The organism is Nocardioides sp. SRI_004 (assembly GCF_057586415.1).
The window spans coordinates 153,897-179,598 of the sequence record NZ_JBYCZV010000007.1; the positions used below are offsets into that span (position 1 = coordinate 153,897).

General features: G+C 72.0%; 28 protein-coding genes. 11 read left to right on the forward strand and 17 right to left on the reverse strand.

What is annotated here, in order from left to right; all coding sequences use genetic code 11:
- Positions 1 to 26 precede the first annotated feature (26 nt).
- The 8 genes from AC2YHB_RS11700 to AC2YHB_RS11735 form a co-directional block, all read right to left on the reverse strand.
- Complete coding sequence (locus AC2YHB_RS11700; RefSeq protein ID WP_487353981.1) at positions 27 to 998, reverse strand: hypothetical protein; 972 nt, start codon at positions 996 to 998, stop codon at positions 27 to 29.
- 141 nt (positions 999 to 1,139) lie between these two features.
- Positions 1,140 to 2,216 (reverse strand): alanine racemase, encoded by a 1,077-nt coding sequence (locus AC2YHB_RS11705; protein ID WP_487353982.1) that lies wholly within the window; start codon positions 2,214 to 2,216, stop codon positions 1,140 to 1,142.
- A 1-nt stretch (position 2,217) separates the two neighbouring features.
- Positions 2,218 to 3,348, reverse strand: coding sequence for a lipid II:glycine glycyltransferase FemX (locus AC2YHB_RS11710; protein ID WP_487353983.1), 1,131 nt, complete (start codon positions 3,346 to 3,348; stop codon positions 2,218 to 2,220).
- A gap of 128 nt (positions 3,349 to 3,476) precedes the next feature.
- Positions 3,477 to 4,823 carry an NAD-dependent succinate-semialdehyde dehydrogenase gene (locus AC2YHB_RS11715; RefSeq protein ID WP_036543898.1) on the reverse strand — a complete coding sequence of 449 codons (1,347 nt, stop codon included), beginning with the start codon at positions 4,821 to 4,823 and terminating at the stop codon, positions 3,477 to 3,479.
- Between the two features lie 64 nt (positions 4,824 to 4,887).
- Positions 4,888 to 5,688, reverse strand: a complete 801-nt coding sequence (locus tag AC2YHB_RS11720) for an ABC transporter permease (RefSeq protein WP_036543900.1) — start codon at positions 5,686 to 5,688, stop codon at positions 4,888 to 4,890.
- 13 nt (positions 5,689 to 5,701) lie between these two features.
- Complete coding sequence (locus AC2YHB_RS11725) at positions 5,702 to 6,610, reverse strand: ABC transporter permease (RefSeq protein WP_487353984.1); 909 nt, start codon at positions 6,608 to 6,610, stop codon at positions 5,702 to 5,704.
- A gap of 2 nt (positions 6,611 to 6,612) precedes the next feature.
- A complete protein-coding gene (locus AC2YHB_RS11730; protein ID WP_487353985.1) occupies positions 6,613 to 7,791 on the reverse strand; it encodes an extracellular solute-binding protein in 1,179 nt (392 codons plus the stop codon).
- 55 nt (positions 7,792 to 7,846) lie between these two features.
- On the reverse strand, positions 7,847 to 8,941 hold the full coding sequence (locus AC2YHB_RS11735; protein ID WP_487353986.1) for an ABC transporter ATP-binding protein: 1,095 nt from the start codon (positions 8,939 to 8,941) through the stop codon (positions 7,847 to 7,849).
- A gap of 110 nt (positions 8,942 to 9,051) precedes the next feature.
- Between AC2YHB_RS11735 and AC2YHB_RS11740 the strand changes: the two genes are divergently transcribed.
- Together AC2YHB_RS11740 and AC2YHB_RS11745 are read left to right on the forward strand one after the other, a co-directional pair.
- On the forward strand, positions 9,052 to 9,801 hold the full coding sequence (locus AC2YHB_RS11740; RefSeq protein ID WP_036543902.1) for a FadR/GntR family transcriptional regulator: 750 nt from the start codon (positions 9,052 to 9,054) through the stop codon (positions 9,799 to 9,801).
- A gap of 98 nt (positions 9,802 to 9,899) precedes the next feature.
- The gene (locus AC2YHB_RS11745; protein WP_051932085.1) at positions 9,900 to 10,595 is read left to right on the forward strand and encodes a cache domain-containing protein; all 696 of its coding nucleotides are present in this window, start codon (positions 9,900 to 9,902) and stop codon (positions 10,593 to 10,595) included.
- A 19-nt stretch (positions 10,596 to 10,614) separates the two neighbouring features.
- On the opposite strand, the gene AC2YHB_RS11750 is transcribed toward AC2YHB_RS11745, so the two are convergent.
- The 5 genes from AC2YHB_RS11750 to AC2YHB_RS11770 are packed head-to-tail and all read right to left on the reverse strand — an operon-like array spanning position 10,615 to position 14,894.
- The gene (locus AC2YHB_RS11750; protein WP_487353987.1) at positions 10,615 to 12,285 is read right to left on the reverse strand and encodes a hypothetical protein; all 1,671 of its coding nucleotides are present in this window, start codon (positions 12,283 to 12,285) and stop codon (positions 10,615 to 10,617) included.
- Positions 12,286 to 12,343: 58 nt separating this feature from the next.
- Positions 12,344 to 12,841 carry a group II truncated hemoglobin gene (locus tag AC2YHB_RS11755; protein WP_179648569.1) on the reverse strand — a complete coding sequence of 166 codons (498 nt, stop codon included), beginning with the start codon at positions 12,839 to 12,841 and terminating at the stop codon, positions 12,344 to 12,346.
- Positions 12,838 to 13,386: a hypothetical protein gene (locus tag AC2YHB_RS11760; RefSeq protein WP_179648568.1), complete on the reverse strand. Its 549-nt coding sequence runs from the start codon at positions 13,384 to 13,386 to the stop codon at positions 12,838 to 12,840. The genes AC2YHB_RS11755 and AC2YHB_RS11760 overlap by 4 nt, the downstream gene beginning before the upstream one ends.
- 40 nt (positions 13,387 to 13,426) lie before the next feature.
- Complete coding sequence (locus tag AC2YHB_RS11765) at positions 13,427 to 14,233, reverse strand: deoxyribonuclease IV (RefSeq protein ID WP_487353988.1); 807 nt, start codon at positions 14,231 to 14,233, stop codon at positions 13,427 to 13,429.
- 34 nt (positions 14,234 to 14,267) lie between these two features.
- Entirely contained in the window at positions 14,268 to 14,894 is a 627-nt protein-coding gene (locus tag AC2YHB_RS11770; RefSeq protein WP_487353989.1) for a TetR/AcrR family transcriptional regulator, read from the reverse strand.
- A gap of 84 nt (positions 14,895 to 14,978) precedes the next feature.
- Here AC2YHB_RS11770 and AC2YHB_RS11775 point away from each other — a divergent pair, with 84 nt between their 5' ends.
- The 6 genes from AC2YHB_RS11775 to AC2YHB_RS11800 all read left to right on the forward strand — a co-directional run bounded on the left by AC2YHB_RS11775 (position 14,979) and on the right by AC2YHB_RS11800 (position 18,071).
- Positions 14,979 to 15,386, forward strand: a complete 408-nt coding sequence (locus AC2YHB_RS11775; RefSeq protein WP_487353990.1) for a hypothetical protein — start codon at positions 14,979 to 14,981, stop codon at positions 15,384 to 15,386.
- A 125-nt stretch (positions 15,387 to 15,511) separates the two neighbouring features.
- Entirely contained in the window at positions 15,512 to 15,799 is a 288-nt protein-coding gene (rpsF, locus tag AC2YHB_RS11780; protein WP_036543915.1) for a 30S ribosomal protein S6, read from the forward strand.
- 117 nt (positions 15,800 to 15,916) lie between these two features.
- Positions 15,917 to 16,498 carry a single-stranded DNA-binding protein gene (locus AC2YHB_RS11785; RefSeq protein ID WP_036543917.1) on the forward strand — a complete coding sequence of 194 codons (582 nt, stop codon included), beginning with the start codon at positions 15,917 to 15,919 and terminating at the stop codon, positions 16,496 to 16,498.
- Positions 16,499 to 16,618: 120 nt separating this feature from the next.
- Positions 16,619 to 16,855 (forward strand): 30S ribosomal protein S18, encoded by a 237-nt coding sequence (gene rpsR / locus AC2YHB_RS11790; RefSeq protein WP_036543922.1) that lies wholly within the window; start codon positions 16,619 to 16,621, stop codon positions 16,853 to 16,855.
- Between the two features lie 27 nt (positions 16,856 to 16,882).
- Positions 16,883 to 17,329 (forward strand): 50S ribosomal protein L9, encoded by a 447-nt coding sequence (gene rplI, locus AC2YHB_RS11795; RefSeq protein WP_036543924.1) that lies wholly within the window; start codon positions 16,883 to 16,885, stop codon positions 17,327 to 17,329.
- Positions 17,330 to 17,423: 94 nt separating this feature from the next.
- On the forward strand, positions 17,424 to 18,071 hold the full coding sequence (locus tag AC2YHB_RS11800) for a hypothetical protein (RefSeq protein ID WP_179648564.1): 648 nt from the start codon (positions 17,424 to 17,426) through the stop codon (positions 18,069 to 18,071).
- A gap of 3 nt (positions 18,072 to 18,074) precedes the next feature.
- Here AC2YHB_RS11800 and AC2YHB_RS11805 read toward each other — a convergent pair whose 3' ends face one another.
- Entirely contained in the window at positions 18,075 to 18,632 is a 558-nt protein-coding gene (locus AC2YHB_RS11805; RefSeq protein WP_036543926.1) for a hypothetical protein, read from the reverse strand.
- Positions 18,629 to 20,005: an MATE family efflux transporter gene (locus tag AC2YHB_RS11810; RefSeq protein WP_179648563.1), complete on the reverse strand. Its 1,377-nt coding sequence runs from the start codon at positions 20,003 to 20,005 to the stop codon at positions 18,629 to 18,631. Before AC2YHB_RS11810 ends, AC2YHB_RS11805 begins: the two co-directional genes overlap by 4 nt.
- Before the next feature lie 558 nt (positions 20,006 to 20,563).
- On the opposite strand from AC2YHB_RS11810, the gene dnaB reads away from it, so the two are divergent.
- Both dnaB and AC2YHB_RS11820 read left to right on the forward strand, forming a co-directional pair.
- The gene (gene dnaB / locus AC2YHB_RS11815; RefSeq protein ID WP_179652129.1) at positions 20,564 to 21,868 is read left to right on the forward strand and encodes a replicative DNA helicase; all 1,305 of its coding nucleotides are present in this window, start codon (positions 20,564 to 20,566) and stop codon (positions 21,866 to 21,868) included.
- 63 nt (positions 21,869 to 21,931) lie between these two features.
- Positions 21,932 to 23,224, forward strand: a complete 1,293-nt coding sequence (locus AC2YHB_RS11820) for a PQQ-binding-like beta-propeller repeat protein (RefSeq protein ID WP_179648562.1) — start codon at positions 21,932 to 21,934, stop codon at positions 23,222 to 23,224.
- Positions 23,225 to 23,237: 13 nt separating this feature from the next.
- Here AC2YHB_RS11820 and AC2YHB_RS11825 read toward each other — a convergent pair whose 3' ends face one another.
- Positions 23,238 to 23,681, reverse strand: a complete 444-nt coding sequence (locus AC2YHB_RS11825; protein WP_179648561.1) for an iron chaperone — start codon at positions 23,679 to 23,681, stop codon at positions 23,238 to 23,240.
- Positions 23,682 to 23,823: 142 nt separating this feature from the next.
- On the opposite strand from AC2YHB_RS11825, the gene AC2YHB_RS11830 reads away from it, so the two are divergent.
- Positions 23,824 to 24,243, forward strand: a complete 420-nt coding sequence (locus AC2YHB_RS11830) for a DUF3592 domain-containing protein (RefSeq protein WP_179648560.1) — start codon at positions 23,824 to 23,826, stop codon at positions 24,241 to 24,243.
- An 86-nt stretch (positions 24,244 to 24,329) separates the two neighbouring features.
- Here the strand turns inward: AC2YHB_RS11830 and AC2YHB_RS11835 are convergent, their stop codons facing one another.
- Positions 24,330 to 25,625 (reverse strand): FAD-dependent oxidoreductase, encoded by a 1,296-nt coding sequence (locus tag AC2YHB_RS11835; RefSeq protein WP_179648559.1) that lies wholly within the window; start codon positions 25,623 to 25,625, stop codon positions 24,330 to 24,332.
- Between the last annotated feature and the right edge of the window lie 77 nt (positions 25,626 to 25,702).

Consider the following 25,702-nt stretch of genomic DNA (forward strand, 5'->3'; position numbering starts at 1 on the left):
GCACCCGAGGTCGTCGCGAAGCTTGCTCAGGCCGCCGCGCGCACCACGGGCGGGCACCGGGGACAGCGTCGAGGGGTGCCCTCCCAACCGAGCCGCTGGAGGACGGTCGCGATCCACGCCGCCGTGCGGCAGCCGGTCCGGAAGACCAGCCCGTAGGTGATGCGCAGGGACTCGGACCCGCCCACCGCCCGCTCCGCCAGTTCGCGCTCGGCGTCCGCGTCGTACGCCTCGGGTGAGTCGTGGAAGGCACGGCCGTGCAGCTCGACGATGAGCCCGAACTCGTCGTAGCGCACATCGATGACCGTACGACGGCCGGTCGACCTGCTCACCACCTGGCGTGAGCCCGTGGGCAGGCCATGGGGCCGCTCGACGTGGTGGAGGTAGCCGCGCTCGAGCACGGAGCACGCGCCGTCGCGCAGGTCCACCAGCAGGGCCTCGATCATCCGGCGATGCGCGACCCGCGGGCGTTCGGCCAGGCTGCTGAGGATCGTGCGCGGCAGGTCAGGGCGGCCGAAGCAGGTGCGCGCCAGCTCGCTGAAGGCGGCCGCGACATCGTCACCCGCGAGGTGCTGGACCATCAGGTCGATCACCGCATGCTCGATGCGGACCCGGGGTGGCTGGGTGCTTCGCCGCAGGCGTCCGGCCAGGCCCGAGACCCGGCGGAGCGCCACGCCGGCCGGAACGCGCACCGTGCGGCCGCGTTCGACGGCAACGGTGATGGTCGGCGGGCGGCGGCCGGGGATCGCTGACTCCCCGCAGAGCGCGGCCGGCCATGCGGCGAGGACGGCGACCCACTCCCGCTGCTCGTAGGTCAGTGGTCCGGTGTGGTCGACGTACACGCCGGCGTGCACGCGGCGGATCTCCTTGCGCCGCCGCATCCGAGTGATGTCACCCTCGCTCGCTCCGGCGCCGATCAACTGCGCGCGGGTCAGCACGCCGCACTGCACCCGCAGCAATCTCACGAGCTCCGGGTGCCCCAGGTCGACCCGAGCAGCCATCCGTCGACCGTGCCACGCGGTGCGGCGCCCGTGCCACGCCCGTCCCCGGCGCCTGTGGACAACGGACTGCAGCGTGCTTGCGGTGCGTTCCGCTCACACCAGGCGTGAGCGGAGCCCACCACAGGTCGTCGTGGAGAAGACTCAGGCCGTGACGGTGATGCGGTCGAACGTCGTGGCGGTGTAGCGGACCCGCACGTCGACGTCCTCGCCGACCTCGGGCACCCGCGCCCCGTGCGGGACGAAGAGCATCGAGGCCTGCATGTGCGGCGGCTCGGCGAAGAGCCGCTGCTTGCCGTCGATGGAGTACGGCGAGCGGACGAACCCGACCGCGTCCATGCCCCCGCGGGCGATGGTCGCGGCGCGTGCCTTCATCGACTGGTCGCCGGTGGGCGCCTCGAGGCCGATGCCGTGCGCGGTGCCGCCGCTGACGACCAGCACGTGCCCGGACTTCGGGGCGGTGCGGCCGCGGTAGCCGAACGCGTCGCCGCGCTCGACGGGGTGCACGTCGAGCACCGTCGCCGTCACCCGCAGGGCGCCCCGGTCGCCGAGCCAGAGGCCGGTGCCGATGCGGGGGCGGAAGCCGAAGTCGCCGTACTGGCTGCGCAGGGTGGCCAGCTCGGCGTCGGTGAGGTGGCTGACCCACACGTCGGGGGCGCCGTGGGCGGGGACCTCGGCGGCGACGAAGTCGTTCATCAGCCGGGTGACCTCGCCGAGGTGGGTGCCCTGGCCGAGCGGCAGGTGGAGGGCGAGGCCCTCGATCCGGGCGCCGGGGTGCTTGCGGAGCAGCTCGCCGGCCTCCCACAGCTCACGCGCGGCCATCCCGTGGCGGCGCATCGAGGTCATCCGCTCCAGCACGATCCGGGCGGACGGGTCGGCGTGCAGCAGGTCGCGCAGGTCGCCGACGCGGCTGACGGTGTGAACGAGCCGTCGGGACAGCGCGGGCTCGGGGAGCGGCACCCACGGGCGCCACGGGGTGAGCACGAGGAGGTCGCCGTGCCAGCGCTGCGCGACCTCGGGGAGCTCGTCGTAGGTGCCGACGGCGAGGGTACGCACGTCGTGGCCGCGCTCGGCGAGCCACTGCGCCTTGCGGGCCAGGCGGCCCAGGGTGAAGCCGTAGCCGTTGCCCTTGGCGACCGGGACGATGCCGGGGTGGGTGTCGGCGACCGACTCGAGGTGGGTCCGCCAGCGCGGGCCGTCGACGGTGAGCGACAGGCTCATGTCAGCCCCTCCGCGCCAGGTAGACCTGGAAGGCCTTGTAGAGGGCACGGTTGACCGGCAGGTCCCACTCGCCGGCGTGCTCGACCGCCTCGCCGCCGGTTCCGACCTTGAACTGGATCAGCCCCACGTGCGGGTCGTCGGCGTCGAGGGTCTCGGTGATGCCGCGCAGGTCGTAGACCGCCGCGCCGGCGGCGATCGCGTCGCGGATCATCGCCCACTGCACCGCGTTGGAGCCGCGGACCTCGCGCTTCTCGGTGGAGGAGGCGCCGTAGGAGTACCACGCGTGCTCGCCGACCCGGATCGCGATCGTCGAGGCGACCAGGTCGCCCTCGTGCCGGCCCATCCAGAGCGTGAACCGCTCCTCGCCGTCGGCGCGGAGGGCGTCGTACATGGTCTCGAAGTAGCGCAGCGGACGCGGGGTGAAGTGGTCGCGCTCGGCGGTGTGCACGTAGAGCTCGTGGAAGGCCTTGAGGTCCTCGCGGCTGCCGGTGGCGACCTCGACGCCTTCCTTGGCGGCCTTCTTGATGTTGCGGCGCCAGAGCTGGTTCATGCCCTTGAGGACCTCGTCCTCGGTGCGCTGCGTGCCGTCGGCGTGGCGGAGCGGGACCTGGAAGACGAACTGCGGCTGGCCCGCGGCGAAGCCGCCCTCGACACCCTGGTGGCGCCAGCCGAGCTCGTGCAGCTGGGCGACGGTGCGCGCGCCGATGGGGTTGCGCTCGGCCGGCGGGATCTGGCTGAGCAGCCGCACCTCGGCGTCGGCGATGCCCTCCTTGACCTGCGCGGTGGTCCAGCGGCGGGTCACCACCGGCGGGCCGATCCGTACGGCGAACGCACCCTGCTTCCTCAGGTGCGCCACCATCGGGTCGAGCCACGCGGCGAGGTCGTCGTCCGCCCAGTCGATCACCGGCCCCTCGGGCAGGTAGGCGAGGAAGCGCTTGAGCCTCGGCAGCTGGCGGTAGAGCACCAGGGCGACGCCGACCTGCTTCCCCTCGTCGTCGAACCACCCGAGCGACTCGCTGCGCCACTCGGACTTCACCTTCCCCCAGCCGGGGGTCTGCAGGAAGCTCGCCGACGGCAGCGTGGCGAGGTAGTCGCGGTGCTCGGTCGGGCTGATCGGGCGCACGCTGGGCATGGGGATCAGGCTATCGGGCGAGCTGCGGGGTTCCGGAGTCGGCGACGCAACTACCGAATTCGCTGCGATCTCGGCGGATCGACGACGAATTCGGTAGTTGCGTGGCAGATCAGGAGCCCCGGACAGGGTCAGACGGTGCGGATGAGCTTCTTGTTGACGAACTCCTCCATGCCGAAGCGGCCCAGCTCGCGGCCGAAGCCGGAGCGCTTCACGCCGCCGAAGGGCAGCTCGGCCGCGTCCAGGCCGACGCCGTTGACGAAGACCATGCCGGCCTCGATCTGCTCGGCGACCCGCTGGGCCTGGGCCGGGTCGCTGGAGAACACGTAGGAGCCCAGGCCGTAGGGCGTGTCGTTGGCGATCCGGACGGCGTCGTCCTCGTCGGCGGCACGGAACACCATGGCGACCGGGCCGAACAGCTCCTGGTGGTACGCCGGGTTGTCGGTCGTGATCCCCGACAGCACGCCGCTGGGGTAGAACGCACCCTTGCGCTCGCCCGCGGTGGTCAGCTCGGCGCCGCCGGCGACCGCCGTCGCCACCTGGGCGTCGAGGTTGTCGGCCGCGGTGACCGACGACAGCGGGGAGCCCTCGGAGGCGGCGAGGAGCTTCTCGGTGAAGCGGCCGACGAAGTCGTCGTACAGGCCGTCGGCGACGATGAAGCGCTTGCCGCCGTTGCAGACCTGGCCGGCGTTGTCCATCCGCGCGAACACCGCGGCGTCGACGGTGGCGTCGAGGTCGTCGGTCGAGAGCACGATGAACGGGTCAGAGCCGCCGAGCTCGAGCACGACCTTCTTGAGGTTGCGCCCGGCGATCTCGGCGACGGCCGCACCGGCGCGCTCGGAGCCGGTGAGCGAGACGCCCTGGACGCGGGGGTCGGCGATCACGTCCGCAATCTGCTCGTTGGTGGCGTAGATGTTGACGTAGGCGCCCTCGGGGAAGCCGGCGTCCTTGAAGATCTGCTCCTGCAGCGCGGCGGAGCGCGGGCACTGCGGGGCGTGCTTGAGGACGATCGTGTTGCCGGTCGCGAGGTTGGGGCCGGCGAAGCGGGCGATCTGGTAGACGGGGAAGTTCCACGGCATGATCCCGAGCAGCACGCCGACCGGCATCCGGCGGATGACCGCGGTGCCCTCGCCCTCGCCGAGCGGGATCTCCTCGTCGGCGAGGAAGCGCTCGGCGTTGTCGGCGTAGAACTCGTAGATCGAGGCCGAGAAGTCGACCTCGCCCTCGGCGTCGCTGAGCGGCTTGCCCATCTCCTCGACCATCGCCGCGGCCAGCTCGGCGCTGCGCTCGCGGTGCAGCTCGGCGACCCGGCGGATCAGCGCGGCCCGGTCGGCGACCGTCGACGTCCGGCCCCAGCTCGTGTACGCCGCCGCCGCGGCGTCGACCGCCGCACGCACCTCGGCGTCGGTGGCGGTGGGGAAGGTCTCGACCAGCTCGCCCGTGGCGGGGTTGCGGACGGCGTACTCGATCTCGGTCATGCGGGGTTCTCCTGGGGGTGGTGGTGCGGTCGTCGGTGGTCGGTGCGGTGCGGTGCGGGGCAGGTCAGCGGGCGGCCTCGACGTCGGAGGACAGGCGCTGGGCCAGCCACACCGGGACGATCGAGAACACGATCAGCACGACCGCGACCACGTTGACCACCGGCGCCTGGTTGGGCCGGAACATGTTGTTGAGGATCCAGATCGGCAGGGTGTTGGCGCCCTGGCCGGCCGTGAAGGTGGTCACGATGATCTCGTCGAAGCTGAGCGCGAATGCCAGCATGCCACCCGCGAGAAGGGCCGAGCGGAGCTGCGGCAGGGTGACCAGCCAGAAGGTCATGAAGACCCCCGCCCCGAGGTCGGACGACGCCTCCTCGAGGCTGGTGCCCATCCGCCGCAGGCGGGCCTGGACGTTGTTGAAGACGGTGACGATGCAGAAGGTCGCGTGCGCGATCACGATCGTCCACAGCGACAGGTCCACCCCGAGGATGGTCCGGAAGCCGTTGTTGAGCGCGATACCCGTGACCACGCCGGGCAGCGCGATCGGCAGGATCACCAGCAGGTTGACGGAGTTCTTGCCGAAGAAGGAGTACCGCTGCAGGGCCAGCGCCAGCAGCGTGCCGAGGACGAGTGCGATCAGCGTCGCGACGGCGCCGACCTGCAGGCTGGTCAGCAGCGCCTCACGGGCGCCGTCGCTCCGGGCCGCCCGGCGCCACCACTCGAGGGTGACGCCGTCCAGCGGCCAGGTCATCGACTGGCTCGGGTTGAGCGAGTTGGCCACGACCACCAGCAGCGGCACGTAGATCAGCGCGAGGACACCGAACGTGAGGGCCGCCAGCAGGCGGCGGGCCAGGGGGCTGAGGGTCATCGGACGCTCTCCATCACAGGTTCTCCAGTGCTCCGGTACGACGGATGGCCGTCAGCAGCACGAGCATCACCACGATCGGGATCATCGCGATGGCCGCGGCGAGCGGCAGGTTGTTGGCCGCACCGGCGTTGACGAAGACGAGGTTGCCGAGCATCTGGCTGGCACCGCCCACGATGTTGACGGTGATGTAGTCGCCCATCGTCAGCGAGAAGCTGAAGATCGCGCCGGCGACGATGCCCGGCACCAGCAGCGGCAGCACGACCGAGCGCATCACCATGCCGGATGGCGCGCCGAGGTCGCCCGCCGCCTCGAGCAGCGAGTCGGGGACCCGCTCGAGTGCCGCGAAGATCGGCAGGATCACGTAGGGCAGCCAGATGTAGGACTGGGTGATGACGACGGCGGTCAGCCCGTAGCCGGGGGTGCCGAGGCCGGTCCACTCGGCCAGGCCGCCCTCGGACAGGACGACCCGCCAGGCGAACACCTTCACGAGATAGCTCGCCCACAGGGGGGTGAGCACCGCGACGACGAGCATCCGCCGGGCTCGCGGGGTGGCGACCTTCGCCATGTAGAAGGCGATCGGCAGGGCGATCGCGACGTCGACCACGGTGACCGCGGCGGCCACGCCGACGGTGCGGATCGTGACCTTCCGGTAGACCTCGTTCTCCCACAGGGTGCGGAAGTTCTCGAGCGTCCAGGTCTTGTCGATCTCGCTGCTCAGGCTGTCCACCGACCACAGCGACGTGATCAGCAGCGCGGCCAGCGCCACGACGTACACGAGCAGCATCCACGCGAGCGGCGCGGACAGCAGGAGGGACAGGCGCACCCACACCCAGCGGTGCAGGAACCGGGAGACCGGCCGGGCGGCCGGCCCCCGCAGGGCGGGGGCCGGCGCCTGGTCGGGCGTGATCGACGAGGTCGACATCGTTAGCCCTTGATCTCCGTCCAGGCCTGCGTCCACTGGGCGTAGTCGGTGCACTGGACGTCGGTGCGTCCGTCGAGGCACTCCTTGACCGGGGTGCGCCAGAACCACAGCTGCTTGGCGTACTCCTGGTCACCGGCGTGGAAGGTCTCGCAGTGCTTCGGGTCGGTGGTCTTCTCGCAGGCCTGCGGGCTGTTCGGCGCCTCGCCGAAGTACTCCGTCGCCTGCGCGTTGGCCTCCGGGCTGAGGATGTAGTCCATCCACGCGTAGGCGCAGTTGGGGCTCTTCGCCTGCGAGGACAGCATCCAGGTGTCGTTCCACGCGGTGGCGCCCTCCTTGGGCAGCGTGACGTCGACGTCCTTGTTCTTGATGTTGTTCTTGATGACCTGCCAGGTGGTGCCGACCACCGAGTCGCCGGTCTCGAAGGCCTGGATCTCCTTGAGGTAGTCCGACCAGTACTCACCGACGTACTGGCGCTGCACCTTGAGCAGGTCGACGGCCGCGGCGAGCTGGTCCTCGTCGAGCGCGTACGGGTTGGTGATGCCCAGGTCGGGCTGGGTCTTCATCAGGTACAGCGCGGCGTCGGCGATGTAGATCGGCGAGTCGTACGCCGTCACCTTGCCCTTGTTCTTCTCGAGCTGGTCCTTCTCGAAGACCGCGCCCCACGAGCTGGTGTCGGAGACGTTCTTCTTGTTGAACATCAGCAGGTTGGCGCCGTAGCCGTGCGGGACGCCGTAGTTCTTGCCGTCCACCGAGTTCCACTCGGTGTCCTTGAGGAAGTCGTAGACGTTCTCGTAGTTCGGCACGAGGTCGGTGTTGATGGCCTGCGCCTCGTCGGAGGCGATCAGGCGCAGCGACAGGTCGCCGGAGGCGGCGATCACGTCGTAGTCACCGGTCTTGGCGAGGTTCAGCGCCTCGTCGGAGGTGCCGTAGGCCTTGCTGGTGACCTCGCAGCCGGTCTTCTTCTCGAAGGCGGACACCCAGTCGACGTTCGGGTCGTTGGTGCCGTCCTCGACGTAGCCGGGCCAGGCGAGGATCGAGACCTTGCCCTCGAAGTCGCCGAGCTTCTCGACCGCGTCGGTCTTCTTGTCGTCGTCGCTGCTGCCACACGCGGACAGTGCCGAGACCGACACCAGGGTCAGGCAGGCGATGGCCACGCGGCCGCGCCGGAAGGTGGATTTCATGAGAGAGCTCCGCTTTCTTTCGAGGGATGGTGGTGCGGGTTCTGCTGATGGGGGATCAGGGGGCCGCGGCGAGGGCGACGGCGTCGGCCCGTGCGAAGCGGACCGTGACGTGGTCGCCGCGGTGGTCGCTGTCGTCGAGGGAGCCGGTGGACTGCTCGAGGGCGACCAGCTCCAGGCCGTCGTCCGTGCGCAGGTGCACCCGGTTGCCGACGCCGAGGTAGATGGTCTCCGTGACGACCGCGGAGAGGCGGACCTCGCCGGGCCCGGCCTTCTCCATCTCGGCGGCGGGCGAGAGCCGGAGGCGCTCGGGGCGCACGGCGTGCTCGGCGTCGACGCCGAGGAGCTGCTGGGACGTGGCCGCGTCGAGGAGGTTCGTCGTACCGACGAAGCCGGCGACGTACGCCGAGGCCGGCTGCTCGTAGATCTCCTGCGGCGTGCCCAGCTGCTGGATCCGGCCCGCGTCGAAGACGGCGATCCGGTCGCTGAGGGTCAGCGCCTCCTCCTGGTCGTGGGTGACGAACACGAAGGTGATGCCGAGTTCGCGCTGGAGCTGCTTGAGCTCGACCTGCATCTGCTCGCGCAGCTTGAGGTCGAGCGCGCCGAGCGGCTCGTCGAGCAGGAGGACGCGCGGCTGGAGGACGATCGCCCGGGCGAGCGCGACGCGCTGGCGCTGGCCGCCGGAGAGCTGGCTGGGCCGGCGGGAGCCGAGGTGGCCCAGGCGCACCGTCTCGAGCGCCTGCTGGGCCCGCTCGCGGCGCTGGCTGCGACCCATCCCCCGGACCCGGAGGCCGTAGGCGACGTTGTCGAGGACGCTCATGTGCGGGAAGAGCGCGTAGTCCTGGAAGACGGTGTGCACGTCGCGCTCGAAGGGGGCGGCCTTCGTGACGTCGGTGCCGCCGAGCTCGACGGTGCCGGCGGTGGCCGACTCGAACCCGGCGATCAGGCGCAGCACCGTCGTCTTGCCGGAGCCCGACGGGCCGAGCATCGAGAAGAACTCGCCGTCGGCGATGTCGAGGTCGACGCCGTCGACCGCGGCGACGTCACCGAAGTGCTTGACGAGGCCGCGCAGCCGGATGGCCGGGACCGCGTCCTCGGCTCCTGCGGTGGCCTCTGCCGGGAGGTCGGCCGGAGGTGTGGTGGCTTGGGTCACACCGAAAACATATGATCCCAGAGGTTATATGTCTAGAGTCTGCTCTGTAACGTTTCCGTGTCCGGCCGAGCAGCGTCCGGACCGTCGGACCAGTGCCAGGGAGGGGACGGATGACCTCGACGTCCAGCCCGCGCCACGGCACCCGCACGCGCGGCGCGATCTTCGCGCCCCTCGAGGACGTCGGCCGCGCGGTGCGCGTCGAGCAGCGGCTGGCGGACGCGATCCGCTCCGGCGTGCTCCGCGACGGCGAGCGACTGCCGAGCGAGTCGGAGCTGGCCGCGATGCTCGGCGTCGCGACCGTGACCGCCCGCGAGGCGCTCGTCTCGCTGCGCGCCCAGGGCCTGATCAGCACCGTGCGCGGGCGCAACGGTGGCAGCTATGTCACCCGTGCCAAGCTTCACGACCCCGACGCCCAGGCGGCCCGGCTGGCCGCGATGTCCCGCGTGGAGCTGCACGACCGCGGCACCCTGCACCTGGTGGTCCTCGCCGGCTGCGCCGAGCTCGCCGCCGAGTACGCCGACGCCGCCGACGTCGACCTGCTCGCGTCCCTGCTCCCGGAGGCCGGAGACGCGGACCCCGGCCACTGGCGCCATGCCGACGCGGAGCTCCACCTGACCCTCGCCGCGCTGAGCCAGTCCGCCCGGATGACCCGTCAGGTCGTCGGCCTGGAGGCCGACTTCGGCGCCCTGCTGCGGCAGCCGCTGGGTGATCCGGAGTTCCAGGCCTTCACCCGCACCTGCCACGAGGAGCTCTTCACCGCGTTGCGCGCCCACGACGGCGACGCCGCCCGCAAGGCCGTACGACGCCAGCTGGACCGCGCGGTCGACGAGCTCGCCGTGCTGCACGCGAGCTACCGATGAGGTCCACCGGCGCGACGGGCTCCTTGACAGGCGCGCAGCCCGTGCCGTTCCGTAGCCGTGGGGGTGCAGCCGTGCTGGACCCCGGAAGGGATGTGTCCATGGGGTCGATGGTGATCGAGGGGGCGAGCGGGTCCGCGTCGCCGGCGGCGCTCGCCTGCGCGCGCGAGGTCGAGGCCTACTTCCAGGGCGTGATCGAGGCGCTCGACGTCGTCCGCAGCGGGCTCGAGGACGTCTGCCGTCGTACGCCGCTGCTCGCGGCCGACCTCGTCGCCGCGGCGCACCCACTCACCCGTGACCTGCTGGCCGGGCTCCCCCTCTTCGGTGGCGGCTTCGTCGCGGCGCCCGGCTTCCTCGCCGACCACCACCTCTACCTGGCCTGGTGGCAGGGCGAGGAGCAGCAGCTGCTCGCCCAGTCGACCGTCTCCGGCTCGGGCGACCCCGTCGACTACAGCCGGGTGGAGTGGTACCGCACGCCCGTCGAGACGGGTCGCGCCCACGTCACCGGCCCGTTCGTCGACTACGTCTGCAGCGACGAGTACATGCTCACCACGACCGTCCCGGTGGAGGTCGACGGGCGCATCGTCGGCGTCGTCGGTGCGGACACCCTCCTCGACACCTTCGAGTCGCTCCTGCTGGGAGCGGTGCGCGAGGCGGGCGCTGCCGTCGTCAACCAGTCCTTCCGGGTCGTGCTGTCCGCCGACCCGCGGGTGCCGACCGGGCGGCTGATCGCGCCGGAGCAGCGCGGCGCGCTCATCCCGTGCGGCGACCTGCCGCTGGGCGTGCTCGTCGGCTGACCCGGCCCCGCCGCGCGGCTCAGCCCCGGCGGCGCTCGAGCTCGGCGAGCAGGTCGCGGGCGATCGCCTCCAGGGCCGCGCGACGCACCCCCGGCTTGCGCGGGCCGCCGCTCAGGTCGTTCAGGTGGAGGTGCACCACGGCGTTGTCGACGCGGACCACGAGGATGCGCATGCCGGCCCCGATCGCCGCCTCGTCACCGAGGCCGGGGACCGGATCGAACGGCTCGACGTCCTGCGCGGTGTCGCCTTCGGCGGTGTTGGCGAAGGTCGCGTGCGCGATCTCGTCGGCCGTCTTCCCGTCCCCGGCCTGGAGCGCGTAGGCGTTGACCTGGAGGATGAAGTCGCCGCGGCTGTCGGCGGCCTGGTGCGAGAAGGTGCAGGTGGCCGGAACTCCTTCCGTCTCCCGGTAGCCGAGGATCCCCAGCGAGTGCGGCGCGACGCCCGTGCACAGGTCGGCCGTCTCGCGTGCGGTGACCTCACCCTCCGGAGCGGCCGCGACGAACCGGCTGGTCGGGGTGCCGTCGCCGGGCAGGCGGAAGGCGGCCACGCCTCCCTCGACCTCGCCGATCAGCAGGTCGCCGGCGACCGCTGAGGTCGCGGTTCCGAAGAAGCTGCTGATCGACTCCGGGACGGTGCCGAGGACGAGCGGGTCCGCGGGATCCGCCGGGTCGACCAGCCGGACCACGGCGCCCGGTGCGAGCGGGTTGCCGGAGGAGATGGTGGTGACCAGCCGGCCGTCGTACGCACCGACGAGGCTCTCGCCCTCGTCGAGGGCCGGGATCGTGTCGAGGGTGCGGGTGTCGGGGTTCCACCGACCGACGACGGAGGACTTGCCGTACTGGAGGACGGCGGTGCCCTCGAGGCTCGTCACCCGCTCGAAGCGTGGATAGCTGCTGTCGATGGCGCGGCCGACCGGACGGGGCTCGCGTCCTGCGAGGTCCACGAGGGCGAAGCCGTCCGGACCGTTGACGGCGACGACGGGGGGCTCGGCGCCGGGAAGGATCTCCGCGACGTCGTACACGTCGGGCACGGTGACCGTGGTGAGCAGCCGGCCGGAGTCCTGGTCGTGGACCGCGAGGGAGGTGTAGTCGTCGCCTGCCGCGACGATGGTCGCGCCGTTGGCTGACGACTTGGTGCCTGCGACGTCCGGCAGCCGCTTGCCGTCGCTGAGCCGCAGCCGTTGGGCGCCGGCGCCGGCATCGGCGACGGCCACGGTCTTCTCGCCCACGCCGATGGAACCGAGGTAGACCCGCTCCCGCACCGGCCTGGTCCACAGCGTCGTGGCGTCGGCGAGGTCGACGGCGACTGCGCGGGCCGCGTTGCAGGGCGCCCCGCCGCCCCGGGCCCGGCGGCCGACGACCACGACGCCGATGCCGTCGGCGTTGACGTCGGGTGCGACGGCGCAGACCTGTCCGGGGAGGTCGATCGTGCCGGTCGTCGTACCGTCGGCTGTGTCGAGGACGGTGACGCTGTCGGTCGTGATCAGGGCGACCCGGTCGGTGCCGACCCAGATGCCGTCGCCGCGACCGGTGTCGGCGTCGCGGTAGAGGCCCTCGACGTCGACCTGCCAGGCCGTCTCGAGGTCCTCGACCTCTGGCGCGGCAACCTCCGGCCCGTCGTCCTCGTGGGCCGTGGAGCAGGCGGAGAGGAGCAGGGTGGCCGCCAGGGCAGCAGGCAGTACGACGCGCATGGCGTCACCCTCTCCGGCCGGAGTCCTCCGGAAACGGGGGGCTGGTCCGGGCCGTCGGTCAGTCGGACTCGTCGCGCCGGTCCGGCTGCCATGGCGGCGTCTGTCCCCACTGCCAGATCGGGACGTCGGCGGCGTCGATCGGCGGCGGGTCGTCGCCGGAGTAGACCAGCGCCATCCGGGTGCCCCATTCCAGGTAGTAGACGAACACCGCGCGGAACTCGGGGTCCGTCGGCAGCCCCACCTCGTCGGCGGCGTCGAGCAGCAGGTCGACCCACCGCCGCCGCTGCTGCTCGGTGATCCCGCGGCCGAGGTGCTGTCGGGCCATGTGCGGGTGGCCGCCGCGGTGCGCGGTGTAGTCCGCAGGGCCGCCGAAGACCTCGGCGAGCCAGAGGGCGACGTGCTCGGGGTGGTCGGCGTCCATGCCCGCGAACACCGGCGCCAGCACGGGATCGTGCGGCACCCGGGCGTAGAACACGGTGGTCAGCCGGCGCAGTGCGGGCAGGCCGCCGGCCCACGCGAGGATGCTCGGCGTCGTCGGGTCGGGCGACCCGGTCACGCGCTCTCCGCGGCGTTCCCGGCCGGGGCGTCGGGGCCCTGGGCGCGGACCCGGTGGACCTGCTCGAGGGAGTCGCGCAGCTCGACCAGCCAGTCGTCGGCGTGCTGCTGGACCAGCCGGACGCACCAGGCCAGGGCCTCGCTGCGGCTGCGCGCGACGCCTCCGGCGACCAGCGTGTCGAGGACGGCCCGCTCCGGCTGGCGCAGCCGGGTCATCGTCGGTACGGCCAGGTGGGTGAACAGGACGCGGGTGCCGTCGCACTCCACGCCCCAGGCGACCTTCTGGTCGTACTGCCGCTCCGCCTCGCGGGCGATGGCGATCCGGGCGTCGCGGGTGCGCTCGCGGAACTCCTGGATGCGGCCCTGCGCCGCCGCCCTGCGCTCGGTCGGCGAGGCGTCCTCGGCCAGCGCGGGGGGCGCGATGCGGCCGACGACGGTGATCTCCTCGCGGTCGACGGTGACCTCCACCAGCGACTCGAAGAGATCCTCCGGCAGCCGGCCCGCGAACCAGCCGCGGATCTGCTCGTGCTGCTCCGTTGTAATCATGTAATCGAGATTACGCCTCTTCTGCGCGAGCGCAAGGGTGTCAGAGACGCTCGATCCGCTCGACGAGCCACTCGAAGTCGGTGACGTGCTCGGCGGCGCCGCCCGGCGTCTCGCACACCACCGGGGCGCCGGCGTCGCGGACGACCTGCGCGAGCAGGTCGGGGTCGATCTGGCCGGCGCCGAAGTTGGCGTGCCGGTCGGCGCCCGAGTCGAAGGCGTCGCGGCTGTCGTTGGCGTGCACGAGGTCGATCCGGCCGGTGATGGCCCGGACGTCGTCGACGATCGTCTCGAGCGCGTTGCCGCCGGCGTGCGCGTGGCAGGTGTCGAGGCAGAAGCCGACCATGTCGGCGCCCTCGGCGCTGGCGATCGCGTCCCAGGTGCCCTTGATCCGGTCGAGGTAGCGGGTCATCGCGTTGGTGCCGCCGGCGGTGTTCTCGATCAGGAGGGGGACCTTGATGTCGGTCGCCTCGACCGCCTTGCGCCAGTTGTCGAAGCCCTTCGCCGGGTCGTCCTCGTCGGTGACGTGGCCGCCGTGGACGATCAGCCCCTTGGCGCCGAGCTCGGCCGCGGCGTCCATGTGCTGCTGCAGGAGCTTGCGGCTCGGGATCCGCTGGCGGTTGTTCGTGGTCGCGACGTTGATGAGGTACGGCGCGTGCACGTAGAGGTCCACGCCCGCGTCCTCGGCCGCCGCCCTCAGCGCCGCGGCGCCGCCCTCGTAGGAGAGCACGGGACCCTTGTAGGACTGCGGGTTGCCGAGGAAGAACTGCACCAGCGGGGCGTTGCGCGCCGCGGCCTCCGCGATCGGGTCGGTCTGGTCGACGTGGGCTCCGATGCGCAGCTCGCTCATGGGCCCCACTGTAGGGACGGGCGGGGACAGCGGCTCAGGCGGTGGCGCGGCGCACGCGGCGTCGCAGGGCGGTCCGCTCCACGGGGCCGAGCCGGTCGAGGACGCCGACGAGTCCGGCCAGCTGCTCGAGGGCCGCGAAGGCGTCGCTCGCGCCGGCCGGGTCCACGGCGTCGTACAGCTCGATGCCGACGAAGGACGCGCTGATCGCACCCGCGAGCCCGGGTACGTCGACGAGGCCGGCCAGTGGACCGGCGTCGAGCAGCCGCGTGAGGACCTGCTCGACCTCGCTCGCCCACAGCCGCAGGCCGGCGGCCGTGGCCGGGCCGAGGGCCGGGTGGGAGGAGGACCCGGCGAGGAGCTGGCCGAGCAGGGCGACATTGCCGGCGGCCTGCTCCTGCGCGTGGATCGTCCTGGCCAGGGCGACGAGTCCCGCGACGTCGGTGACGGCGGCGAGCGCGGCGCGGTGCGCCTCGATGCGCTGGCGGGCACCGTGCTCGCAGGCCGCCGCGAGCAGCTCGTCGACCGAGCCGAAGTGGTAGAAGACCAGCGCCTGGTTGACCCCCGCCTCCGTCGCGATCGTCCGAGCCGACGCCTTGGCGATCCCCTGGCCGACGACGACGCGCAGGGTCGCGTCCAGCAGCTTCTCGCGGGTCGTCGTCATGGGGCGATCCTGCCGGGTCTTGAGCGTTCGCTCAATCCGTGCGATCGTTTGAGCGAACGCTCAACTCTTGAGAGGGGACACCGGATGGAGCTCGAAGGCCCCAACACCCCCGGTCTCCGCGGCTACGTGGTGGCCTGGGCGACGAGCGTCGTCGTCCTCGCCGTCCTCCTGCTGCTGATGCTGGAGCCGGACCCCGTCCCGCCCCAGGCGATCGTCTGGATCCTCGTCTTCCTGGTGCCGGCCTCGAGCCCGTTCGCCGTCGCGGGCGTGCTGCTCGTCCACCACGTGTGCCGCGAGGAGCGCCGGCAGTGGCTGCACGTGCTGGTCGCGGGTGCCGCGGGAGCGATGGCGGGTGGCTTCGTCACGCTGGTCAACGTGGGCCTCGTGGTCCTGGTCCCGGCGATCGCCGCCTCGACCGCCATCGGCCGCGCGGTCGTCGTCCCGATGGTCTGGCACCGCCGCAATTCGGCTGCCTCCGCCGTGACGGGTTAACCTCTCCTGTCCGGTGCCGTCTGGCGCCGTACACACGTCTGCCCGGGCCGAACCGGTGCGGACATGCAGAGCCCTCCTGCCGCGGAGAGTCCGTGGCCGTCAGTCCAGAGGAGGTGGAGACCGCTTTGCGCAACTACGAAGTCGTGGTCATCCTCGACCCGAGCCTCGACGAGCGGACGGTTCAGCCGTCGCTCGACAAGTACCTGAACGTCGTCCGCAACGACGGCGGCACCGTCGACAACGTCGACGTGTGGGGCAAGCGCCGCCTGGCGTACGAGATCAAGAAGAACGCCGAGGGCATCTACGCGATCATCAAGGTGACCGCTGCGCCGGCGACGATCGACGAGCTCGACCGCCAGCTGACCCTCAACGAGTCCGTGCTGCGGACGAAGGTCCTGCGCCCCACCGTCTGAGACGGGCATGTGCCTGTGGAACACGACTGTTCATTGTCGGAGCCACGGGACACGATGGGGGCCGTTGCCCGGGACTGACCCGGGCGGGCCACTCGAATCCACTCACAGGAGACCACCATGGCTGGCGACACCGTCATCACCGTTATCGGCAACCTGACCGACGACCCGGAGCTTCGCTTCACCCCGTCGGGCGCTGCGGTTGCCAACTTCACGGTGGCGTCGACCCCGCGCACCTTCGACCGGCAGACCAACGAGTGGAAGGACGGGGAGACCCTGTTCCTCCGCTGCTCGATCTGGCGGCAGGCCGCGGAGAACGTCGCGGAGTCCCTCCAGAAGGGCATGCGCGTCATCGCGCAGGGCCGTCTGGTGTCGCGGTCCTACGAGGACCGTGAGGGCCAGAAGCGCACGGTCAACGAGCTGCAGGTCGACGAGGTCGGCCCGTCGCTGACCTGGGCCACGGCCAAGGTCACCCGCGCCAACCGCTCCGGCGGTGGCGGCGGCGGTGGCTACGGCGGCGGCAACCAGGGCGGTGGCCAGGGCGGCTACGGCGGCGGTGGCAACCAGGGTGGCGGACGTCCCGCGGGCGGAGACCCGTGGGGCAGCCAGCCGTCCGGTGGATCCAACAACGGTGGCGGTGCGCCGGCCGGTGACCCCTGGGCCGCGCCCGGTGTCTCCGGTGGCGACGAGCCCCCGTTCTGAGCAACGGGCCCGGTGGTCGAGGAGGTCGCGCAGCGAGCGTCACGAACCCGGGCCATCAACACATCAACCATTCCGGCCGACGTTGACTGACGCGGCCGGGCTCTGAGGAGGAGCACCACAATGGCGAAGGCAGTCGTCCGCAAGCCGAAGAAGAAGGTTTGCCAGTTCTGCAAGGAGAAGGCCACCGGTGTCGACTACAAGGACACCGCCCTTCTGAAGAAGTTCATCTCCGACCGCGGCAAGATCCGCGCCCGTCGGGTGACCGGCAACTGCGTCCAGCACCAGCGTGACATCGCCATCGCGGTGAAGAACGCCCGCGAGGTCGCGCTGCTGCCCTACACCTCCAGCGGCCGCTGAGCTCGGTAGAGAAGGAGAGCTGAACTCATGAAGATCATCCTGACCCAGGAGGTCGAGAACCTCGGCGCTGCTGGCGACGTGGTCGAGGTCAAGGACGGCTACGGCCGCAACTACCTCATCCCGCGCGGCTTCGCGATCCGCTGGACCCGCGGTGCGCAGGCCCAGGCCGACTCGATCAAGGCCGCCCGCTCCGCGCGTGCGGTCCGCGACGAGGCGCACGCCGCCGAGATCAAGGCCAAGCTCGAGGGCGGTTCCGTCGACGTCAAGGTCAAGGCCGGCCAGGGCGGTCGCCTGTTCGGTGCGGTCACCACGGCCGACATCGCCGCCGCGCTCGGCGAGGCCGCCGGCGAGGCGATCGACAAGCGGACCATCGTCCTCGGCAACCCGATCAAGTCGCTGGGCAACCACGCGGTCTCGGTCAAGCTGCACGACGAGGTCTCCGTCGCGGTGACGCTCAACGTCATCCCGGCCTGACATCACGTCAGACGTACGTCGGCGTGGCCGGTCCCCCCGGGGGCCGGCCACGTGGCATTTTTGGGGCACTTCCCCCAACCCCAGGAGTTCCCTGATGCGCCTGCGTCGCCTCTGGCCCGCTGCCCTGCTCGCCCTCGCCCCGGTCCTCGCGGCCTGCGGTGACGACGAGCCCGACGCCGCCGACGAGCAGACCACGTCGGCCGCGCCGACGACGGATGCCCCCTCGCAGACGCCCACCGAGGAGTCGTCGGCCACCGAGGCACCGACGGAGACCACCAGCGCGCCGCCTGTCGCCGACCGCCCGCAGGCGTGCGCCCTGCTGACGTCCGGCGACGTGGCCAAGGCGATCGGGGTCGAGTTCAGCGAGGGCGTGCCCGGCCACGGCTCGGTGACGGAGAATGGCACGTCGTGGACGACCGACGAGTGCACCTTCACCGCCAAGGACCTCGTCAGCATCCGGATCGAGGTCAGCGGCCCGGCCGACGTGACCGCCGGGAAGTTCGGCTGCATCCAGCCCAGCGACGCCGACGGCAACGTCGAGCCGTCCGACGCCGCCGGCGCCTCGAAGGCGTGGTGGAAGACCAGCGCCACCCCGCCGCTGGTGGCGACGCTGCGGGCCTGCTCGGCCGAGGCCAACGTCGACGTGACGATGACCTACGAGGACGGCACCGACTACCCCGGTGACCCGTCGCAGCAGGCCCCCCAGCTGGCCGGCCTGGTGCTCAGCGGCCTCCAGGGCTGAGCCTCACGCCTCGGCGGGGGCCTCGGGCTCCGGGGCACCCGCCCACCGGCGGCCGGCGAAGACGAAGCAGAGCACCACGAGCGCGATCTGGACGGCCTGCGCGGCGACCTCGCCCGCCGTACCCACGCCGTCCCAGCCGGCGCCGAACGCCAGCGGCGGGGCCGCGAGCACGAACAGCAGGGTCATCCCGGCGATGCTGAAGCTGCTCGCGCCGCCGGTCGAGCGGGCCTTGAGCGCGGCCTGGCTGAGCTGGTGGCAGAGCACGGCGAAGAACGCGAAGCGGGGTACGTCGGCCGACCAGCCCAGCGACGGGTCCGTCTCCAGCCAGCGGGCGACCGCCGGGACGACCAGCGCGATCGAGAACCCGAGCGCAAGCACGCCGAGGAAGCGCAGCACCGGCAGCCGGCGCTCGTCGAGCACGGGCGCGAGGCCGTGGAGCCCGACCAGGACGAGCAGCCAGCCGAGCGGGTCGGGCAGCGGGTCGAAGGTGCCGGGCTCGGCGTCGGCAGGGCCCAGGGCGAGCAGCACCAGGCCCAGCCCGACGGCCTGCAGCGGCTTCACGCGCGCGCCCCGGTGACCAGCCAGGCGTCACCGCGCTCGCGGCGGACGAGGGTCACCAGCCGGCCGCCCATGAAGAGCAGGCCGAACACGACCCACACTCCGGTCAGCCCGGCACCCAGCGCACTCGTCAGCAGCACGAGCGGAGCGTAGCCGCCCAGCACCACCAGTCCGGCCCAGGCCAGGTAGCGGCCGTCGCCGGCGCCGATCAGGACGCCGTCGAGGACGAACACGACCCCGGCGACGGGCTGGACGAGCGCGGCGACCAGGAGCACCGGGACGAGTGCGTCGCGGACGGCGTGGTCCGGCGTGAACAGCGCGCCCAGCCACGGGCTCGTCGCCGCCAGGAGCAGCCCGGTGACGACCCCGCTCCACACGCCCCAGCGCACCATCCGCGTGGTGACCGCCCGGGTCGCCGCGACGTCGCCGGCGCCCAGGTGCCGGCCGGTGATGGCCTGCGCGGCGATGGCGATCGCGTCGAGGACGTAGGCGAGGAAGCCCCAGATCGTCAGCGCGAGCTGGTGGGTGGCGATGGGGACGGCGTCGGACCCGCTGCCGCCGGCGACCTCGCCGGCGGCGAGGACCACGGCCCATGTGGTGACCAGCAGCGAGGCACGCAGGGTGAGGGTGCGCACGAGGAGCGGTACGCCGGCCCGTCCGGCCGCGCGGATCCCGGCCGGATGCGGGCGCAGGCTGGCCCCCTCGCGGCGGGCGGCGCGCACGACCACGGCCACGAGCGCCACCGCCATACCGGTCTGCGCGAGCACCGAGCCCACCGCCGACCCGGCCAGCTCGAGTCGCGGGGCCGGCCCGGCGCCGTACACGAGGAGGACGTTGAGGCCGAGGTTGGCGACATTGCCGGCGACGGCGACGACGAGCGGGGTCCGGGTGTCCTGCAGCCCACGCAGCACGCCGGTGGTGGCGAGCACGAGGAGCAGGGGAGTGGTGCCGGCGGCGGCGATGCGGAGGTACGTCGTCGCGGCGGCCTCGACGTCCGAGGACGCGCCGAACAGGGTGACCAGCGGGTGGGCGAGCAGGCTGGTGACGAGGGTGACGGGGATGCCGATCGCGACCGCGAGCCAGAGGCCGTCGACGCCCTGGGCGAGGGCTTCGCGGCGGTGGCCGGCACCGAGCTGGCGGGCGACGCCGGCGGTGGTGCCGTAGGCGAGGAAGATGCACAGGCCGACCACGGTCGACAGCACCGTCCCGGCGAGGCCGAGCCCGGCGAGCTCGCGGGTGCCGAGGTGCCCGACGACGGCCGCGTCGCCGAGCAGGAACAGCGGCTCGGCGACGAGGGCGAGGAAGGCGGGGACCGCGAGCCGGGCGATCTCGCGGTCGAGCGAGCGCCCGCCGGCGGGAGTGGGGGACGCTGTCACCGGATCGGATAACACATCAGTGGCGCCTTGGGGGCAACTTGTGGAAATGCGCCCGCAAAAACGTGGGTGCGGCCCGTTGTGCGGCGGCCACCACGTGGCCCCCGGTTGGCCGCCAGGTGAACGAGACTGGCGGGTAGGAATTTTGAGTCCACAGGTGGGGACGAGTGTTTCCGCAGGTCAGAGCCGGTTTCCACAGCCCTCCCCCTCCCTGTTCCACAGTGTTGTCCCCAGACCGTGCACACCGTTTCCGCGTGTCGTCCACCTACCCCCGCCGGTTATCCCCAAGGCCTGTGGATAACTACGCCGCGTCGGCTTCACGCACGGCTCCTCGGCGTCTAGGTTCGACTCGCGCAGGGGATTGTGTCGGACCCTCTCGGCAGCCTCCGCCACCGTACGACGTCCTCCAGGCGGCGCGGTGCCGCCACCCGCGATCGAGCCAGGAGCCGGAGACCCGTGAGCCTCACCGACGACCAGCCGTCGTGGACCGCCGAGCCCCCGGAGCAGTGGGGTGACGGTCCGGCCGCCTACGCACCCGGCGAGGCGCCGGCCGGCGGGCGGATGCCACCGCAGGACCTGGCGGCCGAGCAGTCCGTGCTCGGCGCGATGCTCATCTCGAAGGACGCGATCGCCGACGTCGTCGAGGTCATCCGCGGCGTCGACTACTACCGGCCCGCCCACGAGGAGATCCACGAGGCGATCCTCGACCTCTTCGGGCGCGGCGAGCCCGCCGACATGGTCACCGTCGCCGGTGAGCTGCAGCGGCGTGGCCAGCTGCAGAAGATCGGCGGGGCGGCGTACCTCCACACCCTGGCCGCCAACGTGCCGATCGCGGCCAACGCCGGCTTCTACGCCGAGATCGTCTACGAGAAGGCCATCCTGCGCCGCCTGGTCGACGCCGGCACCAAGATCGTCCAGATCAGCTACGCGGGCGAGGGCGAGGTCGAGGGCATCGTCAACGAGGCCCAGTCCGAGATCTACAAGGTCACCGACCGCAACAAGTCGGAGGACTACGCCCCGCTGAGCGACATCATGGACTCGGTCCTCGACGAGATCGAGGCCATCGAGAACCGTGAGGCCGGCATCTACGGCGTGCCGACCGGGTTCGCCGACTTCGACGACCTCACCAACGGCTTCCACTCCGGCCAGATGATCGTCGTCGCCGCCCGTCCCGCGATGGGCAAGTCGACGCTGGCCCTCGACTTCTGCCGGGCCGCGGCGATCCACAACAACCTGACCGCCGCCTTCTTCAGCCTCGAGATGACGCGCGCCGAGATCGTCATGCGACTGCTCTCGGCCGAGGCGCGGATCCCGCTCAACCACATCCGCAACGGCAAGATGAGCACGGAGGAGTGGGACCGGCTCGCGCGCCACGTCGCGAAGGTCTCGGCGTCGCCGATGTTCATCGACGACTCGCCCAACATGACGATGACCGAGATCCGGGCCAAGGCCCGCCGCCTCAAGCAGAAGCACGACCTGCGCCTGATGGTCATCGACTACCTCCAGCTGATGAGCTCCGGCAAGAAGGTCGAGTCCCGCCAGCTCGAGGTCTCGGAGTTCTCCCGCCAGATCAAGCTCCTCGCCAAGGAGCTCGAGATCCCGGTCATCGCGCTGTCGCAGCTCAACCGTGGTCCCGAGCAGCGCGCCGACAAACGCCCCGCGGTCAGCGACCTGCGTGAGTCCGGCTCGATCGAGCAGGACGCCGACATGGTCGTCCTGCTCCACCGCGACGACGTCTACGAGAAGGAGTCGACCCGCCCCGGCGAGGCCGACCTGATCGTCGCCAAGCACCGCAACGGCGCGACCCGCGACATCGTCGTGGCCTTCCAGGGTCACTACAGCCGGTTCGTCGACATGGCGCACTGACCGCCCGCGCGGATCCGAGCCCGTCGTCGTTTCGCGCCCCCACCCGGGGGAACGAACGCTCCCATGCCTATGTCGACAGTGACCAGGGTCGCCGCCGGTGCGGCACTGGTGAGCCTGCTCGCGGCGTGCAGCTCCGCCGGCTCCGAGGAGCCTGACCCGGCGCCGAGCCCGACCCCGGAGACCGCCGGCTGGGAGGTGTACGACGGTCCGGCGGCGCCCGACCTCGTGGTGCGGGAGGTGCCACTCGCCGCCGGAGTCGGTCGGGACATCGACGACGTGGACCGGGTGGAGCGGATCGGCGGCGTCGCCGTGATCTGGGGCCGTGACGACCTCGACGACCTGATGAAGGCCGTGGACCTCGCCTCGGGGCGGGTGCTGTGGCAGCGCCGGCTGACGGACGTGGTCGGCTCACCCCTCGGCGACGTGCGCCTCGATGGTCCGTGGGACGTCGTACCCGGCTCCGGCGTGCTGGTGACCACCTCCTACCTGGACGGTTGCGCGCGCAACCTCCGGGCCTGCGGCATCGACGAGCGCCTCGAGGAGAAGGGGGAGGCGCTCCACGCGGTCGACGTGCGCACGGGTGAGGTGCGGTGGAGCGTGCCGCTGCTGCCCTCCGCGCCCGGGTCCAACCTGGGGCGCCTGCCCTTCGGCATCGACCGGATCGAGACCGCCGGTTCGGTGGTGGTGGTGAGCCTCGTCGACGACCGGGGCCAGGCGGCGCTGGTCCAGGGCCACGACGCCGCCACGGGCCGGCGGCTGTGGGAGAGGTCCGGCGCCTGGCTCGTCGCGGCGGCCGACGACGTGGTCCTGACCGGGGTGGTCGACGACCCCGACGACACCGAGACCGTCGGTGCGTTGCAGGGCCGGGACGCGCTGACCGGCAAGGTGCGCTGGACGAACCCCGGGCTGCCGGGTGACCTGCCCGACGCGGCGGGGACCGCCAACGGCGGCATGGGCTACGTCGGGACCACGGTGTTCAGCCTCGCGGACGGCCACGAGATCACGCGGTCGAACAGGTTCGCCCGGCTGGGGAGCGGTTCCGACGGGACGTACGCCGCGACGGACGGGCCGGCACTCGACGAGGACCAGTGCTGCGTCGACACCGTGGCGACCGTCGGCTCCGACGGGGTGTGGCGACGCAGCGAGCAGGCCGTCGGCCAGTCCGTCGAGTGGGCCGACGGCGACTACATCTGGCGCTCGCTGGACACCAGCGGGGAAGGGCTCGTCGCCGTCGACCGCACGGGCGCAGCCCGGTCGCGCGAGCTGCCCGTCGCGTACGGCGCGCAGTTCTCCGGCGGTCTGATCCTCAGCGAGTCAGGCGGTGCGATCCGGATGTGGACCTACCGCCCCCGCTGAGGCGACAAGCGGCTCACGCCGGACGAACGGCCTTCTCTACCAGCGCCGTCAGCTTCTTCTCCACCGCGGCGTTCATCGTCGCCACGGCGAAGACCGTGGGCCACAGGTCGCCGTCGTCGAGGTTGGCCCACTCCTGGAAGCCGACCTCGGCGTAGCGCATCTTGAACTTCCCCGCGCACTTGAGGAACACCACGACCTTCCCGTCGCCATTGGCGTACGCCGGCATCCCGTACCAGGTCTTCGGGGCCAGGTCGGGCGCGTGGGTGGTGACGATGGCGTGGAGCGCCTCGCCGATCGCCCGGTCGGCGTCGTCCATCGCGGCGATCTTGTCGAGGCAGTCCTGCAGGTCGGCCTGGACCTTCTTGCTGCCGGTCCCGCGGCTCGCGGCGGCCCGCCGCTCGGCCGCGGCCTCCTTCATCGCCGCCTTCTCCTCGTCGCTGAACGTGCTGTTCGCCATGGCTCTTTCCCTTCTGGATCGGTTCGTCCCGACGAGCGTAGGAGCGCTGGTGGTCAGGTTGCTTCTTCGTTCCTGACCGGTTGGAGGAGGTCCCGGACTCCGGTCCGGTTTCGGTCCGGAGCCGGCGGAGAGGATCGGAGCCATGGAGACCGATCTTCCGCGCTGGGTGGCGCTGTTGATCAGCGCGATGCTGGTGACGCCCTTCCTGGTCGCGCTCTTCGTCGTCGTACGCCATCACTGGCGCGCCCGCACATGGGCCCGCGCCGAGGCCACCGTGACCAAGCGTCGGTCCGAGATCTCGCGGCAGGGCGACGGGTCGACCTCCACCACGACGACGGTCACCTTCACCTTCGCGGACAAGACCGAGCGCGACCGGACCGGCACCGCGGTCAACCCCGCCGGCGAACCACGGCTCGGCGACGTGCTCGAGGTGATGTACGACCCCCAGGACCCCGACCGCAGCCGGGTCGTCGAGCTCGGCCGGCGGTACGTCGTCATGCTGGCCGTCTTCGCCCTGCTGTTCGTGCTCGGGGTGTGGTCCGTCTTCGTCCCGCTCGGCTGAGCCTGACGGGCCGAACCGGCACGTCGACGGTCCGGACCGGCAAGTCGGCGGTGCGAAGTGGCAAGTCGGCGGTGCAAAGTGGCAAGTCAGCGGGCGGCGGGGGCTCCGACGAGCTCGGCCAGCCGCGGACCCTGCACCGGCGGCAGCCAGCCCTCGCGCAGCAGCTGTGCCACCGGCTCCCGCAGCTGGTCGATGACCGCCGGGCCGGCGTGCATGCCGGCGCAGGGGCCGATGATCGGCATCCACTCGGGGTGGACCTCGCCGGCGGCGAAGATGACGTCGCTGGGCAGCGGCTCGTCGGCGGAGAGGGGCTCGCCGTGGAAGCGGCGCAGCAGGGAGCCGTCGGTCAGCACGTGGTCGGCCCACCACGGCCGGATGTGCTCCTCGGCCCACTGGTCGAGCAGCAACGACAGGTCCGTCGCGTCGTCGTCGACGTGGTCGAGGAAGACCTTCGCGTGGGGGATGTGGAGCGCCAGGCTGCGACCGTTGGCCGGGTTCAGGGTGCACACGCTGTCGCCGAGGAAGGCCAGGCCGCGCGCAGGCGGGAGCCCGAGCGCCGGGCCCTGCAGGCGGTAGGTGTTGGTCAGGTTGCCCCCGACGTGGACCGGCGTGATCGGCTCGTGGGCCTCGGCGTCGGCCCAGGGTGCCGTGTGCGGGATCGCCCGTACGGCGCGCAGGAACGCCTCGTCGTCGCGGAGCGCCGCGATCTCCCCGGCCTCGGATGGGCAGACGAGCAGCACGTGGTGGGTGCGGTTGTCGGCCGGCATCACCAGCGAGCCGTGGTCGGGCCCGTTCACGAAGGACGGGAACGGGGCGTCGTACGACGCGGCGCCGGGACGGGTCCGGAAGGTCCGGAAGACGTACGACGTCCCGGTGGTCCCGCCCTCGACGGGCCCGCGCAGCTCCTCGCCGAGGTGGCTCGCGCGCCCGGTCGCGACCACGACGACGTCCGCCCACACCGGGTCGTCGTCCACGACGGCTCCCCGCACGACGCCGTCCTCGACGAGCAGCGACTCGGCGTGACCGGTGCGCCACCGCAGCCTCGGCTCGGCCTGTGCGGTCTCGCGCAGCACCCGCTCGACGAGCGGCCGGCGGGCGAAGAGCGCCGTGACCATCCCCGGCATGCCGGGCACCTCGCCGATCCGGGCGCCCTCGGTCGTGAGGCGCTCGACGACGTCGGGCATCTCCTCGAGCATCGCGCGCACCATCTGCCCGCGCCAGGCGTGCGGGGAGTCCCCCTGCATGACGCCGCTACGACGCCAGGTGCCGTCGGCCGCGGGACCGGGGTCCCGGTCGACGACCGTGACGTCGTGGCCGCGGCGGGCCAGCCCGATCGCGGTGAACGTGCCGACGGGGCCTGCCCCGATGACGAGAGCCTTCATGGTGTCCTCCTGGGTCCGTTTCCCGGACCGTAGGAGCGCAGCGGGGGTCGTCGCGTCGGCAGAATTGTGCAGGTCGG

What these genes read in the sequence shown, in the direction of transcription:
- AC2YHB_RS11700 (WP_487353981.1), bottom strand. Translation starts at nt 998, where the DNA reads ATGGCTGCTCGGGTCGACCTGGGGCACCCGGAGCTCGTGAGATTGCTG.
- AC2YHB_RS11705 (WP_487353982.1), bottom strand. Translation starts at nt 2,216, where the DNA reads ATGAGCCTGTCGCTCACCGTCGACGGCCCGCGCTGGCGGACCCACCTC.
- AC2YHB_RS11710 (WP_487353983.1), bottom strand. Translation starts at nt 3,348, where the DNA reads ATGCCCAGCGTGCGCCCGATCAGCCCGACCGAGCACCGCGACTACCTC.
- AC2YHB_RS11715 (WP_036543898.1), bottom strand. Translation starts at nt 4,823, where the DNA reads ATGACCGAGATCGAGTACGCCGTCCGCAACCCCGCCACGGGCGAGCTG.
- AC2YHB_RS11720 (WP_036543900.1), bottom strand. Translation starts at nt 5,688, where the DNA reads ATGACCCTCAGCCCCCTGGCCCGCCGCCTGCTGGCGGCCCTCACGTTC.
- AC2YHB_RS11725 (WP_487353984.1), bottom strand. Translation starts at nt 6,610, where the DNA reads ATGTCGACCTCGTCGATCACGCCCGACCAGGCGCCGGCCCCCGCCCTG.
- AC2YHB_RS11730 (WP_487353985.1), bottom strand. Translation starts at nt 7,791, where the DNA reads ATGAAATCCACCTTCCGGCGCGGCCGCGTGGCCATCGCCTGCCTGACC.
- AC2YHB_RS11740 (WP_036543902.1), top strand. Translation starts at nt 9,052, where the DNA reads ATGACCTCGACGTCCAGCCCGCGCCACGGCACCCGCACGCGCGGCGCG.
- AC2YHB_RS11745 (WP_051932085.1), top strand. Translation starts at nt 9,900, where the DNA reads ATGGGGTCGATGGTGATCGAGGGGGCGAGCGGGTCCGCGTCGCCGGCG.
- AC2YHB_RS11750 (WP_487353987.1), bottom strand. Translation starts at nt 12,285, where the DNA reads ATGCGCGTCGTACTGCCTGCTGCCCTGGCGGCCACCCTGCTCCTCTCC.
- AC2YHB_RS11760 (WP_179648568.1), bottom strand. Translation starts at nt 13,386, where the DNA reads ATGATTACAACGGAGCAGCACGAGCAGATCCGCGGCTGGTTCGCGGGC.
- AC2YHB_RS11765 (WP_487353988.1), bottom strand. Translation starts at nt 14,233, where the DNA reads ATGAGCGAGCTGCGCATCGGAGCCCACGTCGACCAGACCGACCCGATC.
- AC2YHB_RS11770 (WP_487353989.1), bottom strand. Translation starts at nt 14,894, where the DNA reads ATGACGACGACCCGCGAGAAGCTGCTGGACGCGACCCTGCGCGTCGTC.
- AC2YHB_RS11775 (WP_487353990.1), top strand. Translation starts at nt 14,979, where the DNA reads ATGGAGCTCGAAGGCCCCAACACCCCCGGTCTCCGCGGCTACGTGGTG.
- AC2YHB_RS11785 (WP_036543917.1), top strand. Translation starts at nt 15,917, where the DNA reads ATGGCTGGCGACACCGTCATCACCGTTATCGGCAACCTGACCGACGAC.
- rpsR (WP_036543922.1), top strand. Translation starts at nt 16,619, where the DNA reads ATGGCGAAGGCAGTCGTCCGCAAGCCGAAGAAGAAGGTTTGCCAGTTC.
- rplI (WP_036543924.1), top strand. Translation starts at nt 16,883, where the DNA reads ATGAAGATCATCCTGACCCAGGAGGTCGAGAACCTCGGCGCTGCTGGC.
- AC2YHB_RS11800 (WP_179648564.1), top strand. Translation starts at nt 17,424, where the DNA reads ATGCGCCTGCGTCGCCTCTGGCCCGCTGCCCTGCTCGCCCTCGCCCCG.
- dnaB (WP_179652129.1), top strand. Translation starts at nt 20,564, where the DNA reads ATGCCACCGCAGGACCTGGCGGCCGAGCAGTCCGTGCTCGGCGCGATG.
- AC2YHB_RS11820 (WP_179648562.1), top strand. Translation starts at nt 21,932, where the DNA reads ATGCCTATGTCGACAGTGACCAGGGTCGCCGCCGGTGCGGCACTGGTG.
- AC2YHB_RS11825 (WP_179648561.1), bottom strand. Translation starts at nt 23,681, where the DNA reads ATGGCGAACAGCACGTTCAGCGACGAGGAGAAGGCGGCGATGAAGGAG.
- AC2YHB_RS11830 (WP_179648560.1), top strand. Translation starts at nt 23,824, where the DNA reads ATGGAGACCGATCTTCCGCGCTGGGTGGCGCTGTTGATCAGCGCGATG.
- AC2YHB_RS11835 (WP_179648559.1), bottom strand. Translation starts at nt 25,625, where the DNA reads ATGAAGGCTCTCGTCATCGGGGCAGGCCCCGTCGGCACGTTCACCGCG.